Annotated in this window: 16 protein-coding genes and 1 pseudogene; 8 read left to right on the forward strand and 9 right to left on the reverse strand. The window is 68.6% G+C overall.

Translation table 11 applies throughout. The annotated features are described in order from the left end of the window. Positions 1 to 60: 60 nt before the first annotated feature. Positions 61 to 888, reverse strand: coding sequence for an alpha/beta fold hydrolase (locus tag NF20_RS23125; RefSeq protein WP_019733146.1), 828 nt, complete (start codon positions 886 to 888; stop codon positions 61 to 63). A gap of 115 nt (positions 889 to 1,003) precedes the next feature. Between NF20_RS23125 and NF20_RS23130 the strand changes: the two genes are divergently transcribed. Then, positions 1,004 to 1,459 (forward strand): MaoC family dehydratase, encoded by a 456-nt coding sequence (locus NF20_RS23130; RefSeq protein ID WP_003874231.1) that lies wholly within the window; start codon positions 1,004 to 1,006, stop codon positions 1,457 to 1,459. 73 nt (positions 1,460 to 1,532) lie between these two features. Here the strand turns inward: NF20_RS23130 and NF20_RS23135 are convergent, their stop codons facing one another. The 3 genes from NF20_RS23135 to NF20_RS23145 all read right to left on the reverse strand — a co-directional run bounded on the left by NF20_RS23135 (position 1,533) and on the right by NF20_RS23145 (position 4,803). Then, complete coding sequence (locus NF20_RS23135) at positions 1,533 to 2,828, reverse strand: acyl-CoA dehydrogenase family protein (protein ID WP_033712377.1); 1,296 nt, start codon at positions 2,826 to 2,828, stop codon at positions 1,533 to 1,535. 92 nt (positions 2,829 to 2,920) lie between these two features. Further along, the gene (locus tag NF20_RS23140; protein WP_010950008.1) at positions 2,921 to 3,622 is read right to left on the reverse strand and encodes a GAF and ANTAR domain-containing protein; all 702 of its coding nucleotides are present in this window, start codon (positions 3,620 to 3,622) and stop codon (positions 2,921 to 2,923) included. Positions 3,623 to 3,696: 74 nt separating this feature from the next. Then, the gene (locus NF20_RS23145; protein ID WP_019733144.1) at positions 3,697 to 4,803 is read right to left on the reverse strand and encodes a F420-dependent hydroxymycolic acid dehydrogenase; all 1,107 of its coding nucleotides are present in this window, start codon (positions 4,801 to 4,803) and stop codon (positions 3,697 to 3,699) included. 51 nt (positions 4,804 to 4,854) lie between these two features. Between NF20_RS23145 and NF20_RS23150 the strand changes: the two genes are divergently transcribed. After that, on the forward strand, positions 4,855 to 5,460 hold the full coding sequence (locus tag NF20_RS23150) for a GNAT family N-acetyltransferase (RefSeq protein WP_019733143.1): 606 nt from the start codon (positions 4,855 to 4,857) through the stop codon (positions 5,458 to 5,460). Positions 5,461 to 5,525: 65 nt separating this feature from the next. After that, positions 5,526 to 5,879, forward strand: a complete 354-nt coding sequence (locus tag NF20_RS23155) for a hypothetical protein (protein WP_010950010.1) — start codon at positions 5,526 to 5,528, stop codon at positions 5,877 to 5,879. A 35-nt stretch (positions 5,880 to 5,914) separates the two neighbouring features. Here NF20_RS23155 and NF20_RS23160 read toward each other — a convergent pair whose 3' ends face one another. Continuing rightward, a complete protein-coding gene (locus NF20_RS23160) occupies positions 5,915 to 6,562 on the reverse strand; it encodes a TetR family transcriptional regulator (protein ID WP_011726501.1) in 648 nt (215 codons plus the stop codon). 97 nt (positions 6,563 to 6,659) lie between these two features. Between NF20_RS23160 and NF20_RS23165 the strand changes: the two genes are divergently transcribed. Beyond that, positions 6,660 to 7,754, forward strand: coding sequence for a ferredoxin reductase (locus tag NF20_RS23165; protein WP_019733142.1), 1,095 nt, complete (start codon positions 6,660 to 6,662; stop codon positions 7,752 to 7,754). A gap of 12 nt (positions 7,755 to 7,766) precedes the next feature. Further along, the gene (locus tag NF20_RS23170) at positions 7,767 to 8,867 is read left to right on the forward strand and encodes a fatty acid desaturase family protein (protein ID WP_019733141.1); all 1,101 of its coding nucleotides are present in this window, start codon (positions 7,767 to 7,769) and stop codon (positions 8,865 to 8,867) included. An 81-nt stretch (positions 8,868 to 8,948) separates the two neighbouring features. Here the strand turns inward: NF20_RS23170 and NF20_RS23175 are convergent, their stop codons facing one another. Together NF20_RS23175 and NF20_RS23180 are read right to left on the reverse strand one after the other, a co-directional pair. Then, the gene (locus NF20_RS23175) at positions 8,949 to 10,061 is read right to left on the reverse strand and encodes a DUF1214 domain-containing protein (protein ID WP_019733140.1); all 1,113 of its coding nucleotides are present in this window, start codon (positions 10,059 to 10,061) and stop codon (positions 8,949 to 8,951) included. Next, positions 10,058 to 10,632: pseudogene (locus tag NF20_RS23180) on the reverse strand (TetR/AcrR family transcriptional regulator). The gene NF20_RS23175 and the pseudogene NF20_RS23180 overlap by 4 nt, the downstream one beginning before the upstream one ends. A 28-nt stretch (positions 10,633 to 10,660) precedes the next feature. On the opposite strand from NF20_RS23180, the gene NF20_RS23185 reads away from it, so the two are divergent. Both NF20_RS23185 and NF20_RS23190 read left to right on the forward strand, forming a co-directional pair. Then, positions 10,661 to 11,890, forward strand: a complete 1,230-nt coding sequence (locus tag NF20_RS23185) for a sulfotransferase family protein (protein ID WP_033712342.1) — start codon at positions 10,661 to 10,663, stop codon at positions 11,888 to 11,890. A gap of 29 nt (positions 11,891 to 11,919) precedes the next feature. Beyond that, positions 11,920 to 12,810 carry an alpha/beta fold hydrolase gene (locus NF20_RS23190; protein ID WP_003874219.1) on the forward strand — a complete coding sequence of 297 codons (891 nt, stop codon included), beginning with the start codon at positions 11,920 to 11,922 and terminating at the stop codon, positions 12,808 to 12,810. Positions 12,811 to 12,887: 77 nt separating this feature from the next. Here NF20_RS23190 and NF20_RS23195 read toward each other — a convergent pair whose 3' ends face one another. Then, on the reverse strand, positions 12,888 to 13,100 hold the full coding sequence (locus tag NF20_RS23195; RefSeq protein WP_003879062.1) for a TOBE domain-containing protein: 213 nt from the start codon (positions 13,098 to 13,100) through the stop codon (positions 12,888 to 12,890). Positions 13,101 to 13,206: 106 nt separating this feature from the next. Continuing rightward, the gene (locus tag NF20_RS23200) at positions 13,207 to 13,812 is read right to left on the reverse strand and encodes a TetR/AcrR family transcriptional regulator (RefSeq protein WP_033712343.1); all 606 of its coding nucleotides are present in this window, start codon (positions 13,810 to 13,812) and stop codon (positions 13,207 to 13,209) included. Positions 13,813 to 13,951: 139 nt separating this feature from the next. On the opposite strand from NF20_RS23200, the gene NF20_RS23205 reads away from it, so the two are divergent. Further along, complete coding sequence (locus tag NF20_RS23205) at positions 13,952 to 15,268, forward strand: cytochrome P450 (protein WP_033712344.1); 1,317 nt, start codon at positions 13,952 to 13,954, stop codon at positions 15,266 to 15,268. Positions 15,269 to 15,276: the final 8 nt, after the last annotated feature.

Below are 15,276 nucleotides of genomic sequence, written 5' to 3' on the forward strand. Positions count from 1 at the left end.
AGCGTTGCGGGTGGGATTCCCGCGACGGCTCGTCCGAAACGGCGCCGCGCACCCAGGCACCTAGGCGGCCAGAAAGTCCAGCAGTGCCGCGTTGAACTCTTGCGCGTGGCTGATGTGGCAGCCGTGCGGCCCGTCGGCGATCACGCACAGCCGGCTGCCCGGTATCGCCCGGTGGGTGCGCCGCGCCGACCCGGCGAGCGGCACGGATTCGTCGCCCTCGCCGTGGATGATCAGCGCCGGCACCGACACCCCGGGACGGAAGTCGGTGTTGGCCCAGGCGGCCACGCAGGCCAGCGACGCCTCCTTGCCGGCCTGCTTGCATAACCTGAGCGCCTCGGCGCGGGTCGCCGGGCTCACCCGCAATTGTCCGTTGGCGGAGAAGAACTCGGTCATCTGATGGTCGTAGAAGGCGTCCTGGTCCTTGACGAACGACGCCGTCGCCCGCGCCGCGTCCTTCATGGTCAGCGGCCCGTCCGGATTGTCGGTGGTCTGCAACAGGTACGGCGTCACCGAGGAGGCGAACACCACGCTGCGCACCCGCTCGGGGCCGAAGGTCGACAGGTAGCGGGCGACCTCGCCGCCGCCCATCGAGGAGCCCACCAGGGTGAGGTCGCGCAGGTCGAGGGATTCGACCAGGGTGTGCAGGTCGTGCGTGAGCTGGGAGTAGCTGTACCCGGTGAGCGGCTTGTCGCTGCGCCCGAAACCGCGCCGGTCGTAGGTGACCACCCGATAGCCGGCGGCGTGCAGCACCGGGACCTGGGCCGACCACGACTGGCCGGACAGCGGCCACGGGTGCATGAGCAGCACCGGTCTGCCGGGCCCGCCGGTGTCGTCGACATGCTGCCGGGTGTCCTTGAGAAGTCCATGGTGGGCGATCACATCGGGCATGAAACGACCTTCCGCGGCGGTGGAGTTCGCTGGCTCACCGGCTACTACCCGTGACCGTCCGGGGCTAACCGTGGCCGGGCGCTATTGTTGGCAGCCGAAACCAAGGAGACACCCAATGCGCACCTTCGAATCAGTAGCCGACCTCGCCGCCGCGGCCGGGGAGACGCTGGGACACAGTGACTGGGTCACCATCACCCAGGAAGACGTCAACCTGTTCGCCGACGCGACCGGCGATCACCAGTGGATCCACGTCGACCCGGAGCGGGCGGCGTCGGGCCCGTTCGGCACCACCATCGCCCACGGGTTCATGACGCTGGCGCTGCTGCCGCGACTGCAGCACCAGATCTACACCGTCAACGGCATCAAGCTGGCAATCAACTACGGGCTCAACAAGGTTCGTTTCCCCGCCCCGGTGCCGGTCGGCTCCCGGGTGCGCGCGCAGAGTTCGCTGGTCGGCGTCGACGACCTGGGCAACGGCGCGGTGCAGGCGACGGTGTCGACCACCGTCGAGATCGACGGGTCGGCCAAGCCGGCGTGCGTGGCCGAAAGCATCGTCCGCTACATCTCCTGAGCATCGCCGGCCGTCGACTCATTGGGTCCGAAACCGCTTGTCGGCGAGACTAAGTCGACGCCGGGCGAGAACCCTAAAATTCCGCGACGGCGTGTTCGAGGCGTTCGGCCAACCGCGCCTGGGCCTCGGCCCGCCGGGTCGGAATGTGCGCCGACGGGAAAGGCGTTGACACGGGCTCGTATTCGCGCAGCGTGCGGCGGGCCACCGTCATCTTGTGCAGCTCGGTGGCGCCGTCGGCGATGCCCAGCGACTCGGCGGCCACCAGCATCTTGACGAACGGCATCTCGTCGGAGACGCCGAGCGCGCCGTGCAGGTGCAGGGCCCGTTGGGCGACGTCGTGCAGCACCTGCGGCATGGCCACTTTCACCGCCGCGATGTCGCGGCGCACCTTCTGGTAGTCGTGGTGCTTGTCGATCAACCACGCGGTGCGCAACACCAGCAAGCGGAACTGCTCGATCTGGATCCAGCTGTCGGCGATCTTCTCCTGGGTCATCTGGAAATCGGCCAGCCGCCCGTGCCGGGTCTTGCGGGACACCGCCCGTTCGCACATCATGTCAAAGGCGCTGCGCGCCAAGGCGATTGTGCGCATCGCGTGGTGAATCCGGCCCCCGCCCAGCCGGGTCTGGGCGATCATGAACGCCTGCCCCTCGCCGCCCAGCACGTGGTCGGCGGGCACCCGGACGTCGGTGTAGCGGACGTAGCCGTGGCTGCCCCGGCTGGAGGACTCGGCCCCCACCCCGACGTTGCGAACGATCTCGATGCCCGGTGTCTCGGCCGGAACGATGAACAGCGACATCTTGTCGTAGGTGCGGGCCTCCGGGTTGGTGACCGCCATGACGATGAAGAACGACGCGTGTTTGGCGTTGGTGGAGAACCACTTCTCGCCGTTGATCACCCAGTAGTCACCGTCGCGGGTGGCCGCGGTGACGAATTGCCCGGGATCCGAACCACCCTGCGGCTCGGTCATCGAATAGCAGGAGGTGATCTCGCCGTCCAGCAGCGGCTGCAGGTAGCGGGCCTTCTGTTCGTCGGTGCCGAACAGCGCCAGTATCTCGGCATTGCCGGAATCCGGTGCCTGACAACCGAATACCGACGGGGCCCAGCGTGAGCGTCCGAGGATTTCGTTGAGCAGCGCCAGCTTGACCTGACCGAAGCCCTGGCCGCCCAATTCCGGTCGCAGGTGGGCGGCCCACAGGCCCTGGTCCTTCACCTGCTGCTGTAACGGCCGCAGGATGGCCATCATCTCGGCGTTCTTCTTGTCGTAGGGATCCAGGGCCACCAGGTCGAGCGGCTCCAGCTCTTCGGCCATGAATTTCTCGACCCAATCCAGCTTCGCCTGGTATTCGGGGTCAGTCTCGAAGTCCCACACCGTGGCCAACCATTCCCCGGCGCCGCGCCGCGCCGGACTCGTCGATGAAGCCACCCCATCCTAGAACGACGGCACCACCCGAGTGAGCAGGACTAGGCGCCCTGACCGCGGGTGTCGATGATCTGCTGGGCGATCTCGACCAGTTTCACCTGGCTCTCCTGGGACAGCCGTCGCAGCAGATCGAAGGCCCGCACGTCGTCCACGCCGAAACGTTCCATGATGATGCCCTTGGCCTGACCGATGCGGTCGCGGGTGGACACCGCCGAATACAGCTGCTCGGCACGGCTTCCGGCCAGGATCGCGGCGGCGGCGTGGGCGGCGAACACCGAGCCGATGGTCTCGGCCTCGGTGTCCCACGCGTCGGGCCGGTGCGAGAACAGGTTCAGCGCCCCCGCGGTGCGGTCCGCGGTGTAGAGCTTGAAGGACAGGCTGCTGAGCACACCCAACTGCACGGCCGCGGGCGCGTAGCGCGGCCAGCGCGGCTCGCGCCGCAGATCGTCGCTGCGCACGATCGTCTCCTGCAGCGCGGCCTGCGCGCAGGGTCCCTCACCGAAGTCGTGTTGCAGGACGTCGAGCCGTGCGGCCAGGCTGTCGGTGTCGGCCAGGGTCTCGAACTCGCCGCCCTTTCGCACCAGCAGCACTCCGGCGATGTCGGCTCCCGGTATCACCTCGACCGCCGCCGCGGTCACCTCGGCCAGCACCTGATCGAGCCGTCGCGGCGCGGCCATCCCGCGGACCAGCTCGGCCATCCGCACAGCCAGCTGGTGTCGGGAATCCGGGTCCACTGCATCCATAACGTCCCGATTCTGCCCGATCCCCCGCGAGTTTGTGGCCGGCAGCGGCGAAACCGGCGTTGCCCTAAGCGGGTTCAGCGCAATTTCGGTAAGACATTGTCCCGGTAGAAGTCGATGGCGACCATCGGGTCGTCCTGCGGAAAGTGCAGGAAGGGAACGGCGCCCGCGTCGAGGACCCGCTGCACGGCCTCGACGTGCCGACCCGCGTCGGTGCCGACCGTCCAGCCACCGAAAACCTTGTCGGTGGGATTGGACTCGGCGGCCCGCTGGATGTCCACCGGATCCGGCTGGTCGACCGCGCCGGCCGTGAAGCGCCACAGCGTGGCCGCGCGGGCGGCCACGGCGTCATCGCCGACGACGGCGAATATCTCGGCCCGTTTCCCCAGGGTCGCTACGTCACGCCCGGCCGCTTGGGCTCCAGCACCGAAGGCCGCCAACAGTTTTGGGTTGGTGACGTCGCCGGACTGGGCGATCCAACCATCGCCGAACTGCCCGGCCAGCTTCGCGCTCTTCGGGCCGCCAGCCGCCACGAAGATCGGCGGCGGGGTGGCCGGCACGTCGTACAGCTTTAGTGAATTCGTCTGAAAGTAGCGGCCGGAGAACGAGATTCGCGAGCCGCTCCACAGCTGGCGGATCAGCGCGATCGCCTCGGCCAGCCGGTCGTGGCGTTCGGTGTAGTTGCCGTAGCCGTTGGTGGTGGCCTGCTCGTTGAGCCGCTCGCCGGTGCCCACTCCCAGAAACACCCTGCCGGGGTTGAGGATTGCCAGCGAGGCGAACGCCTGGGCCACCGTGGCGGGGTGATAGCGGTAGGTCGGACAGGTCACCCCGGTGCCGAACGAGACGTGGCTGGTGCTGCTGCCCACCAACGCCAGCGTCAGCCACGGAAACATCGAATGGCCCTCGTTGTCCTGCCACGGCTGGATGTGATCGCTGGCCCACACGTGGGTGAAGCCGGCCCGTTCGGCCGCCTGCGCCTGTGCCACCAACCGGTCGGTGCGGAACTGCTCGTGGGAGAGCACAAACCCGACGCCCTTGCCCGCGGGCGCCGGCGGTGCGCCGGATCGGCCGTGCCCGGCGCTCGGCTTCGCGCAGGCCTCGACCGCGGACGCGAGCATGCCGCCGGCACCGACCGCCAGCCGCCCCAACGTTCGCCGCGAAATGCCGGTCACCCCCGTCGTCATACCCGCCACCGTCGGCCTCACACACACCGGGTACGCACTAGCCTCGGATGGATGACCCCGCAGGTCCGCCCGGCCGACGGGGCCGACATCCGCGCACTGTCGGCCACGCTGGCCCGCGCGTTCTACGACGACCCGGTGATGGTCTGGCTGTTCCCCGATCGGCGCAAGCGCATCGCGCGGCTGTCCCGGGTGTTCGCGACGATGACCCGCCACCACCACCTGCCCGGCGGCGGCGTCGAGGTGGCCTGCGCGGACGCCGGGATCGGCGCCGCGGCGTTGTGGGACCCGCCCCACCGATGGCGGGAGACCCCGCGCGCGCAGCTGGCGATGACGCCGACCTACCTGCGGGTGTTCGGGCTGCGTTCGATGCGCGGCCGTGCGGTGCAGGAGCTGATGAAAAGCGTGCACCCCGAGGAGCCGCACTGGTATCTCGCCGTGATCGGCAGCGATCCCGGTGTCCGCGGTCAGGGCTTCGGTCAGGCCCTGATGAGGTCACGGCTGGACCGCTGCGACGCCGAGCACTGCCCTGCCTACCTGGAGTCGACCAAACCCGAAAACGTCCCGTACTACCAGCGTTTCGGCTTCACCGTCACCCGTGAGATCGTCCTGCCGGACGGCGGTCCGAGCATGTGGGCGATGTGGCGGCCGCCCCGGTGATCCGTGGCGCGACGCGCGCCGGCCGCGCCGTTTAACCACCCCGGGCGGCGGGCAACCGTGTCGGCATGAGCGATAACCCTCGAGGCGACGAACTGGTGGATCCCGCCGACCTTCCCGAGGAGGGCGGCCCGGGTGACACCCTGAACGCGAGCGAAGGTACCGACTCGGACGAGGTGCGCAACGACGACGGCGACATCGTCGTCGATCCCCCGGAGGGCTGGAGCGAGGCGGATCGATTCGGCGTGACGGCCGGGGAGGAACGCGAGGGCGAGTCCCTCGACGACCGGCTGGCCGCCGAGGAGCCCGACGTGCCCGACGCCATCGAGCCGGTGGACGACCTGCCGCGGCGCGCGCACCGGGGCCAGGTGGACGGCACCCCCGAGGACGGCGACTCGCTGTACGACGTCGTCGACGAGTAAGTCAGTGCTCGCATGTTTACTGCAGCCGACGTGATCTAGGGCGTGCTGCGCCAGCCGGCGATGCCGGTGGCGATCATCCGCAACTGCTTGACGGCCAGCCGGCGGATGTCCTCGCGCGCCTCGGCGCTCTGCGAATCCTCGATGGCCTCGGCGATGACGATCATCGCGTTGACGAACAGGGTCGCCAGCACGTTGAGGTCCTCGGTGGTCCACTCGTGCAGGCCGGGAAACCGGGCCAGGTCGGTGGCCAGCTCGGAGGTGATCAGCCGGATCTCGGTGCGGATGGCGTAGCGCAGCACCGACAGCCCGCTGTTGCGCTCGCGGGCGATCAGCCGCCAATGCTCGCGCCGGTCCGCGACGCTGGCCACCAGGATCTCCACCGATGACTCGATCACCCGGTTCGGGTCGAGCTTGCCGGCCCGGGCGTCGCGCAGGGTGTCGCGCAGGCTGCGGAACGACTCGTCGATCAGCACCAGGCCCAGGGATTCCATCGACTCGAAGTGCCGGTAGAACGCCGCCGGCACGATCCCGACCTCTCGGGTCACCTCGCGCAGGCTCAGGCTGGAGAAACTGCGGTCCTGCAGCAGCTTGAGGGCGGCGGCGATGATGGCGCGACGGGTCGCCTCCTTGCGCTCTTCCCGCGACTGGCTTTCGCGGGAGCGCTCACGTCCGGAGCCGCGCACCCGTGAGCTAGGAGTACGGCTGTTCACTGTGTGAACCCTACCACATACGGGCAGTAAACCCTTGACTGCTCGGCCGGGGCGGAGCAACGGTGTACATATGTTCACTCAAACCGTTCAGGCTTCCGGCCGGGTCCTCGCGCGGACCGTGCGGCAGCGGGTGCTGGGTTCGGAGCTGCTCGACCTGCTGACCGGTCCGCACGGCGTCGATCGTTACACCGAGCTGGTGGCACCGACGTGGACGCTGGGCGAGGCCCGCGCCAAAGTGACCGACGTGCGCCGCACCACGCCGCGCAGCGTCACGCTCACCCTGGAGCCCAACGACACCTTCCTGTCCAGCCATACCGTCACAGCCGGCCAGTACGTCAACCTCACCGTGGAGATCGACGGGCGCCGGCACACCCGCTGCTATTCGCCGGCCAACCGCGAAGGCGCGGCCACCCTCGAGTTGACCATCGGCCGGCACGACGGCGGGCTGGTCTCGAACCATCTGTACGACCACGCCCGACGCGGCATGGTGGTCGGCCTGGCCGGCGTCGGCGGCGATTTCGTGTTGCCGGACCCGCGCCCGCGGCGCGTCCTGTTCGTCTCCGGGGGCAGCGGTATCACCCCGGTGATGGCGATGGTGCGCACCCTGGTTTCCCAGCGGCATCGCGGCGAGATCGCCTTCATTCACTACGCGCCGACCCCCGCCGAGGCCTGCTACCGCGACGAATTGGCCGCGCTGCCGTCGGTGCGGGTGCTGCACGGGTACACCCGATCCGCGGGCGGCGACCTTTCCGGGCGCTTCGGGCCCGATCACCTGGCCGCCGCGATGCCCGCACCGGATGCGGTGTTCGTCTGCGGCCCAACATCTTTGGTCGATGCCGTCCGAGAGCACTGCGACAACGTCTACACCGAAAGCTTCACTCCGCCGGTGCTCGAGGCGCCGGCCGACCCGTCCGGCGGACGAGTCACGTTCTCCGACAGCGGCGTCGACGTCGTCGACGACGGGCGGTCGTTGCTGGAGCAGGCCGAGGCCGCCGGACTGTCCCCGCAAAACGGGTGCCGGATGGGCATCTGTCACACCTGCACGCGGCGCAAAACCGCCGGTACCGTGCGCAACCTGGTCACCGGTGCGGTCTCGACCGCTCCCGATGAGGACGTGCAGATCTGCGTGTCCGTTCCGGTCGGTGACGTGGACCTGTCCCTCTGAGGAGTAAAAACCGTGACACACAACAAGATAACCCTGACCCCCGAACAGGCCGAGGAATTCGGCCGTGAGCTCGACGCCCTCAAGGAACGGGTGATGGCCGACCTCGGCGAAAAGGATGCCGACTACATTCGCCGCGTCATCAAGGCGCAGCGCGCGCTGGAAGTCGGTGGCCGCGCCCTGCTCTTCCTGCCCCCGGCATGGCTGCTGGGCACCACCATGCTGGGCCTGTCGAAGATCTTGGACAACATGGAGATCGGCCACAACGTCATGCACGGCCAGTACGACTGGATGCGCGACCCGGCGATCAGCGGCCGGTCCTTTGAATGGGACACCGCGTGCCCGGCCGACCAGTGGCGGCACTCGCACAACTACATGCACCACACCCACACCAACATCGTCGGCATGGACCGCGACATCGGGTACGGGATCCTGCGGATGAGCGAAGACCAGCCGTGGCAGCCGTATTTCCTCGGCAACCCGCTCTACGCGTTCCTGTTGATGGTGCTGTTCCAGTACGGGGTGGCGCTGCACGAGCTGGAAACCGAACGTATCCGCTCCGGAGAGATCCGGTTGGCGGACAAGCGCGAGGTGCTGCGCGAAATCTGGCAGAAGACCCGCCGCCAGACGCTCAAGGACTATGTCGCCTTTCCGCTGCTGGCCGGGCCCTTCGCGCCGTTCGTGTTCACCGGCAACCTCACCGCCAACCTGATCCGCAACGTGTGGTCATACATGATCATCTTCTGCGGCCACTTCCCGGACGGCACACAGGAATTCACCGTCGAAGAGACGCAGGACGAGTCGCGCGGCATGTGGTACTTCCGCCAGATCCTCGGCTCGGCAAACCTGACCGGCGGCAAGCTGTTTCATCTGCTCTCCGGCAACCTGTCGCACCAGATCGAGCACCACCTGTTCCCCGACATGCCGGCCCGGCGCTACGCCGAGATCGCGCCGGAGGTACAGGCGATCTGCCAACGCTACGGCGTCGCGTACAACCGCGGGCCGCTGCTGCGTCAGTTCGGCACCGTCGTGCGCAAGATCGTCAAGCTGTCGTTGCCGGACGCGTGGGTCCCCGGCGCCGCCAAGCCCGCCGACCGCGAGCCGGTGGCCGCCTGAGCGACTCCCGAGCGTGGGGGCCATGTACGGATTGCGGACGTCTCGCCTACACAGCCCCCACGCTCGGCGCAACGGGATGGCTCAGCGCACCGCCGTCGGGGCGTCGGCGGCCTTGACGAGTTCCACCTCGGGCCGGGCGGGCACGCCATCGGCCAGGAACCACCGGAAGGCCAGGTTGCCGCGCGGATAGCCCAGCGTGGTAACGGAATTCGGGTGCGGCGTGCGGTCGCCGGACAACACGATGGTCACTGTGCCGTCGCTGTTGGCGACGGCGCTGTGGCCGTTGATCGAGCACCGGGCGTCGGGGCCCTCCGCGGCGCCGTAGGTGGCCATGAACTGGTTCCACACCACCATGTTCCAGAACCGGCAGGACGGGGGCCGGTGCGTGATGACCAGGGCCTCGTCGTCGTCGAGCACGAAACTGCCGTAGGAGTAGCAGGCATCGCGTGCCGACCAGCCGAAGTTGGCGTCGGGCACCTGGTAGGGGTCGGCGAATGCGTTTGCGGCGTGGGCGGTTTCGTGCCCGAGCGCGTGCTGGTCGTCAACCCGGTTGCCGACCGCCAGCGGGACGATGGCGAACATGGTGCGCAGCCAGGTCGCGACCGCGCGCAGCCGGGCGGCGGTCTCGGCGTCGCCGTGCCGGATCGGCGCGGGCTCATCGAGCGCCTCGATTCGCCACGTCACCGGGCGCCCGGTCAGCGGGTCGGCCTGGTAGTCGCGGGTCATCAGCACCGCCGCATCGGGTGTCGGGGGAAATTCGAAGGAGAAGTTGCCGTCGGCGTCGACGTCCAGGTCGCTGTCGCGGACGATCGCGACGACCCGGTCCGACCACGCCCCGAGTGACGGTTCGTTGTAGGCGGTCACCGAAAAGTACACGCTGTCACCCTTGTTGCCGCTGATCCGGTACCGGCGCTTCGGATCCACCGGGCAGATGAAGTAGTAGGCGTCGGTGTTGTCGCCGCCCCAGCGCCGGTCGCGGCGAAACGGCGTGTTCACCGCGACGAACTGCGGCCGGTCGGGCTCGGGGAACAGGTAGGTGTCGAACGCCACGCCCAGGGTGGTGGCGAGCATGCGGTAGCCGTCGGCGATGTGCCGGTCGTCGCTGACCGCGCGGTCGCCCTCCAGGAAGGAGCGGTCGAGCTCGCCCAGGGCGGCCAGCAATTCCCGCCATGCGGTGGTCGATTCGTGCGTCATGCGCTGATTCCTTTCAGGAGCAACCTGGTGGTGCGATCGACCCACGCGTCGTCGAGCTCGTTGGGGCGGGTCAGCAGGGCCACCAAGGTGACGCCCGCGATGGTCTCGGCCAGTTCGGCGGCGGTGACGTCGGGCCGTGCCTCGCCGCGCGCCGCGGCGGCGGCGAGCCAGTCGGCCAGGCCGCCGCCGATGGCGCCGGCGAACCGCTCCAGCAGCGCCGAATGCAGGCTCGGATCGGCGGCATTTCGCCGATCAGCCCGGGCAGGGCGGCCTTGGCGGCCGGGGCGGTGAGGAAAACCATTGTGCGGCGCACCATCTCGCGCAGGTCGTCGGCCGTCGACCCGGTGTCGGGGATGGCGGTGTCGGCGCTGACCGGGAACACCGCCTCGTGCACCAGGTGCGCCTTGCTGGGCCAGCGGCGGTAGATCGCGGGCTTGCTGGTGCCGGCTCGCTGCGCGATGGCGGAGACCAGCAGCCCGGGATAGCCCGTCTCCGCCAGCAGCTCCACCGTCGCGCGCAGCACCGCGGCATCGATCCGGGGATCACGGGGTCGGCCAAAATCCACTACCATTACGAAACTAAGAGTAACATAAGTCGGCGTGACCGTTCGCCTCGAAGACCTGGCCGAGCCGCAGTTCAGCGCCGAGGGCCGACAGATCCTGGACATGATGGCCGCGATGGCCCCGCAGTGCCCGCTGGATGCCGACGCGCTGCACACCCAGGCCAGCGCCGACACCGGCCTGCACGACTTCGGGCCCGACGACTACCGGGAGCGCCTCGAGGTCTACCTGACCGCGCTGCGCGAAATCGACGGGCTGCACGCCGCCGGGACGGTCAACTTCTATGGTCAGCTGCTGCAGATCCTCAAGAACCGGCTGCTGCTGACCGACCTGCTCAAGCGTCATCCCGAGATCCACGACATCGAACTGCGCTCCCCGGTGGTGATCGCCGGGCTGCCCCGCACCGGCACCACCCACCTGCACAACCTGCTGGCCGCGCCACCCACCTTCCGCACCATGCCCTACTGGGAAAGCGTGGAGCCGTTTCCGATGCCCAATGAGGTTGGCGTGCAACCGGATCCGCGGCGAACCCGGATGGACGTCGCGGTCGGGGTGATCAACACGGTGATGCCGCATTTCGCGCTGATGCACGAGATGACCACCGATCACGTCCACGAGGAGATCCAGTTGCTGGCCAACGACGTGTCCACCATGCTGCTGGAGACGCTCGCCGAGGCGCCGCGCTGGCGCGCCTACTACCAGGCCCACGATCAGACGCCGCACTACGAATATCTGGCCACCCAGCTGCGGGCGATGCAGTTCCTGCGCTGCGGCCGGCGCTGGCTGCTCAAGTCGCCCCAGCATCTAGAGCAGGTGCCGGTGCTCGATCGGGTGTTTCCGGACAGCATCGTGGTGTTCACCCACCGCGACCCGGTGCCGGTGGCGCTGTCGATGATCGCGATGATCACCTACTCAGCCCGCATGCACCGCTCGCCGGTGCCGGTGCGCCAGATCGCCGAGTCCTGGATCGACCGCCTGGGGCAGATGCTGGCCGCGCTGGTCCGCGACCGCGACACCATTGGTCCGGACCGTTCGATCGACATCCGGTTCGACGACTTCATGGCCGACGAACTCGGCGTGGCCGAGCGGGTGTACGCCCTGGCGGGCGAGCCGTTCACCGACGACGCGCGCGCGGACGTCGCCGACTACCTGGCGGGTCACCGCCGCGGCCGGCTGGGCAACGTCGAAACGTCCTACGAGATGTTCGGGTTGGACGAGGACAGCCTGCGCGAGCGTTTCGCCCCCTACGTCGAGCGGTTCCTGGCCTAATCCCGCGCCGGCGGCTACCTTCTCAACACATGGTCACCATGCCCGAGCTGGACGGCGTCGAACACCGCTACGTGGATCTCGGAGACGACGTGACGATCCATGTCGCGGACGCGGGTCCGGCGAGCGGCCCGGCGGTGATGCTGGTACACGGCTTCCCGCAGAACTGGTGGGAATGGCGCGCGTTGATCGGGCCGCTGGCCGCCGACGGCTACCGGGTGCTGTGCCCGGACCTGCGCGGCGCCGGGTGGAGCTCGGCGCCGCGGTCGAGTTACCGCAAGGACGAGATGGCCGACGACCTGGCCGGGGTGCTCGATCGCCTGGGCGTCCGGTCGGTCGACCTGGTGGCCCACGACTGGGGCGGACCGGTCGCGTTCATCATGATGCTGCGCCACCCGGAAAAGGTGACCGGCTTCTTCGGGGTGAACACCTCGGCGCCGTTCGTGAAGCGCTCGCTGTCGACGATCCGCAATGTGTGGCGGTTCTGGTATCAGATCCCGATCTCGTTGCCGGTCATCGGCCCCCGGGTGATCAGCACCCCGGATTCCCGGTTCGTGCGGCTGCTGGGGTCCTGGGTCGGCGGCGGCTACACGCTGCCCGAGGAGGACGTCCGCCTCTACCTCGAGTGCATGCGCCAACCGGGGCACGCCGAGGCGGGCTCGCGGTGGTATCGGTCGTTTCAGACCAGGGAGATGCTGAGCTGGATGCGCGGGGAGTACGACGGCGCCCGCGTGCACGTTCCGGTGCGCTGGCTGTCGGGCACCGAGGACCCGGTGCTTACCCCGGACCTGTTGGACGGATACGCCGAGCGGATCGATGACTTTCAGCTGGAGCTGGTCGACGGCGTCGGGCATTGGATCGTCGACCAGCGGCCCGATCTGGTGCTGGACCGGGTGCGGGCCTTCCTGCGCCGCGAAACTTAAACTGCGGCGCCGGTTTTCGGCGTGTCGTGTGCGTGGTGTAAGTGTCGTGGCGTGCCGGGCGGTACGCGCCGCGCGCCCTAGTCGACGCCGATGGTGACCTCGGTCGATTTGATGAACACGGTCGCCGGCTTACCGACCTCGAGGCCGAGGTCGGTCGCGGCATCCCTGGTGACCGACGACGTGACGACCTGGTCGCCGCCGTCCAGCGTCACCTTCACCACGGCCATCACGGTGCCGAGTTCGACCTCGGTGATGGTCCCCCTGAGCTGGTTTCGGGTCGAGAGCCGCATCGCAAGAACCTCCATGTCGCAACGGTCGGGATCTGCGGTGAGCGTAGCCCTACCCGGCTCGGCCCGGAATGGCTTGGGAGACTTCCACTTACGCGAGCGGACGGGCCTAGTGCCGGGGGCCAAGCAGAGCTACGGACGCATCCACGGCCGGTTCCACGATTCCTCGGACCGGTTTTCCGTCTTCGACCGCAAGTGCGGTCAGCTCCCGCAGCCCGCCGAGCAGGATTACGGCCAGCGGCGCGGTCAGCGGAGGAAGCTGCGCGCGGCGGAATCCGGGACTGGCGCTCAGGTCGATCAGCAGGCTGGTCAGCAACTGCAGCCCGCGGCGCTGCACCGGGCGCGCGGCCGCACCCAGCGAGGGCAGCTCGCGGATCCAGCTCAACGTGATGGCCGGACGCGCCTCGATGTATCCCACGTAGGCCTCGACCGCCTGGCGGATCTGCACGCGCCAATCCGCCTCGGGATCGACCGAGGCCGCGATCTTGGCCCCCAATTTCTCGATGTCGACCGCCAGCAGCTCGAGAAAGCACTCTTCCTTGCCGGCGAAGTGGTCGTAGAAGGTGCGCTTGGAGGTCCGTGCGCAGCGGACGACGTCGGCGACGGTGCTGGCGCGGTAGCCGCGCTCGCCGATCGAGGTGGCCAGACCGTCGAGCAATCGGAGCCGAAATGGATCGATCTCGCCGAGATCGGGCTCGCCATCCGTTGCGGTCATTGCTGAGGTCACGGCCGGCGCCCCCTCTCGGTTCGAAACGCATCTTGTCAGCTTTGGTACTGCAGAGTACCGTACTTCGAAAGGTCTGTGGTACATCGCGGTACCAACCCCGGCCCGGGGCAGATGTTGGGAGCAATGCATGAGCGAAGTAGCCACCGCCCCGCCGGCCGCGGTCCATCTGCCTCCCGCGGTCCGAGGCCCGAAACTGTTGCAGGGCATCGGGTTTGCCGTGTCGCGCCGAACCATGATGCGACGGCTTTCCCGCCGTTACGGCAACGTCTTCACGCTGCGCCTGCCGATGTGGGGGCCCGTCGTCATGGTCAGCGATCCCCAGCTCGCCAAGCAGATCTTCACCACCAGCCCGGACGAACTGGGCAACATCCAGCCCAATTTGAGCAGGCTGTTCGGCTCCGGCTCGGTGTTCGGGCTCGAGGGCGACGACCACCGCCGGCGGCGACGGCTGCTGGCGCCGCCGTTTCACGGCAAGAGCATGAAGAACTACGAGAGCATCATCGAAGAGGAGACGCTGCGCGAGACGGCCGGCTGGCCGGAGGGCGAGTCATTCCCGACGTTGCCGCCGATGATGCGGATCACGCTCAACGCGATCCTGCGCGCGGTCTTCGGGGCCGAGGGCGCCGAGCTCGACGAGCTGCGCCGGCTCATCCCGCCCTGGGTCACCCTGGGTTCACGGCTTGCGGCGCTGCCGAAGCCGCAGCGCTACCCGCGGTTCGGCCCGTGGGGTCAACTGGACAGGTGGCGCCGCCAATACGACGGCGTCATCGAGAGGCTGATCGCCGCGGAGCGGGCCGACCCGAACTTCGCCGAGCGGACCGACGTGCTGGCGCTGCTGCTGCGCAGCACCTACGACGACGGTGCGGCCATGTCGCACAAGGAGATCGGCGACGAGCTGTTGACCCTGCTGGCCGCCGGGCACGAGACCACGGCGTCGACGCTGGCGTGGGCGTTCGAGCGGATCAGCCGGCACCCCGAGCTGTTGGCGAGGCTGGTCGAGGAGGCCGACAACGGCGGCAACGAGCTGCGCCAGGCGGCGATCCTGGAGGTGCAACGGGCAAGGACCGTCATCGATTTCGCCGGCCGCCACGTCTATCCCGACGTGTACCGGCTCGGCGAATGGGTGATCCCGCGCGGCTATTCGATCATCGTCGGCATCGCGCAGATCCACGACAACCCCGATGTGTTCCCCGACCCCCGGCGGTTCGACCCGCAACGCTTCATCGACAACAAGCCGTCGGCGCTGTCCTGGATCCCGTTCGGTGGCGGGACGCGCCGGTGCGTCGGGGCGGCGTTCGCGAACATGGAGATGGACGTGGTGCTACGAACGGTGTTGCGCCACTTCACCATTGAAACCACCGACGCACCGGACGAGCCCTGGCACTGCCGCGGCGTGGCCTTCACCCCCAAACACGGCGGTCGGATCGTGGTGCACCGGCGCTGAGCCGGGCG

Source organism: Mycobacterium sp. MAC_080597_8934, from assembly GCF_000523975.1.
Classification (GTDB): domain Bacteria; phylum Actinomycetota; class Actinomycetes; order Mycobacteriales; family Mycobacteriaceae; genus Mycobacterium; species Mycobacterium avium.

Coding starts and splice junctions, on each gene's coding strand:
- NF20_RS23125 (WP_019733146.1), bottom strand. CDS start 888: ATGCCCGATGTGATCGCCCACCATGGACTTCTCAAGGACACCCGGCAG.
- NF20_RS23130 (WP_003874231.1), top strand. CDS start 1,004: ATGCGCACCTTCGAATCAGTAGCCGACCTCGCCGCCGCGGCCGGGGAG.
- NF20_RS23140 (WP_010950008.1), bottom strand. CDS start 3,622: ATGGATGCAGTGGACCCGGATTCCCGACACCAGCTGGCTGTGCGGATG.
- NF20_RS23145 (WP_019733144.1), bottom strand. CDS start 4,803: ATGACGACGGGGGTGACCGGCATTTCGCGGCGAACGTTGGGGCGGCTG.
- NF20_RS23150 (WP_019733143.1), top strand. CDS start 4,855: ATGACCCCGCAGGTCCGCCCGGCCGACGGGGCCGACATCCGCGCACTG.
- NF20_RS23155 (WP_010950010.1), top strand. CDS start 5,526: ATGAGCGATAACCCTCGAGGCGACGAACTGGTGGATCCCGCCGACCTT.
- NF20_RS23165 (WP_019733142.1), top strand. CDS start 6,660: ATGTTCACTCAAACCGTTCAGGCTTCCGGCCGGGTCCTCGCGCGGACC.
- NF20_RS23175 (WP_019733140.1), bottom strand. CDS start 10,061: ATGACGCACGAATCGACCACCGCATGGCGGGAATTGCTGGCCGCCCTG.
- NF20_RS23190 (WP_003874219.1), top strand. CDS start 11,920: ATGGTCACCATGCCCGAGCTGGACGGCGTCGAACACCGCTACGTGGAT.
- NF20_RS23195 (WP_003879062.1), bottom strand. CDS start 13,100: ATGCGGCTCTCGACCCGAAACCAGCTCAGGGGGACCATCACCGAGGTC.
- NF20_RS23200 (WP_033712343.1), bottom strand. CDS start 13,812: ATGACCGCAACGGATGGCGAGCCCGATCTCGGCGAGATCGATCCATTT.
- NF20_RS23205 (WP_033712344.1), top strand. CDS start 13,952: ATGAGCGAAGTAGCCACCGCCCCGCCGGCCGCGGTCCATCTGCCTCCC.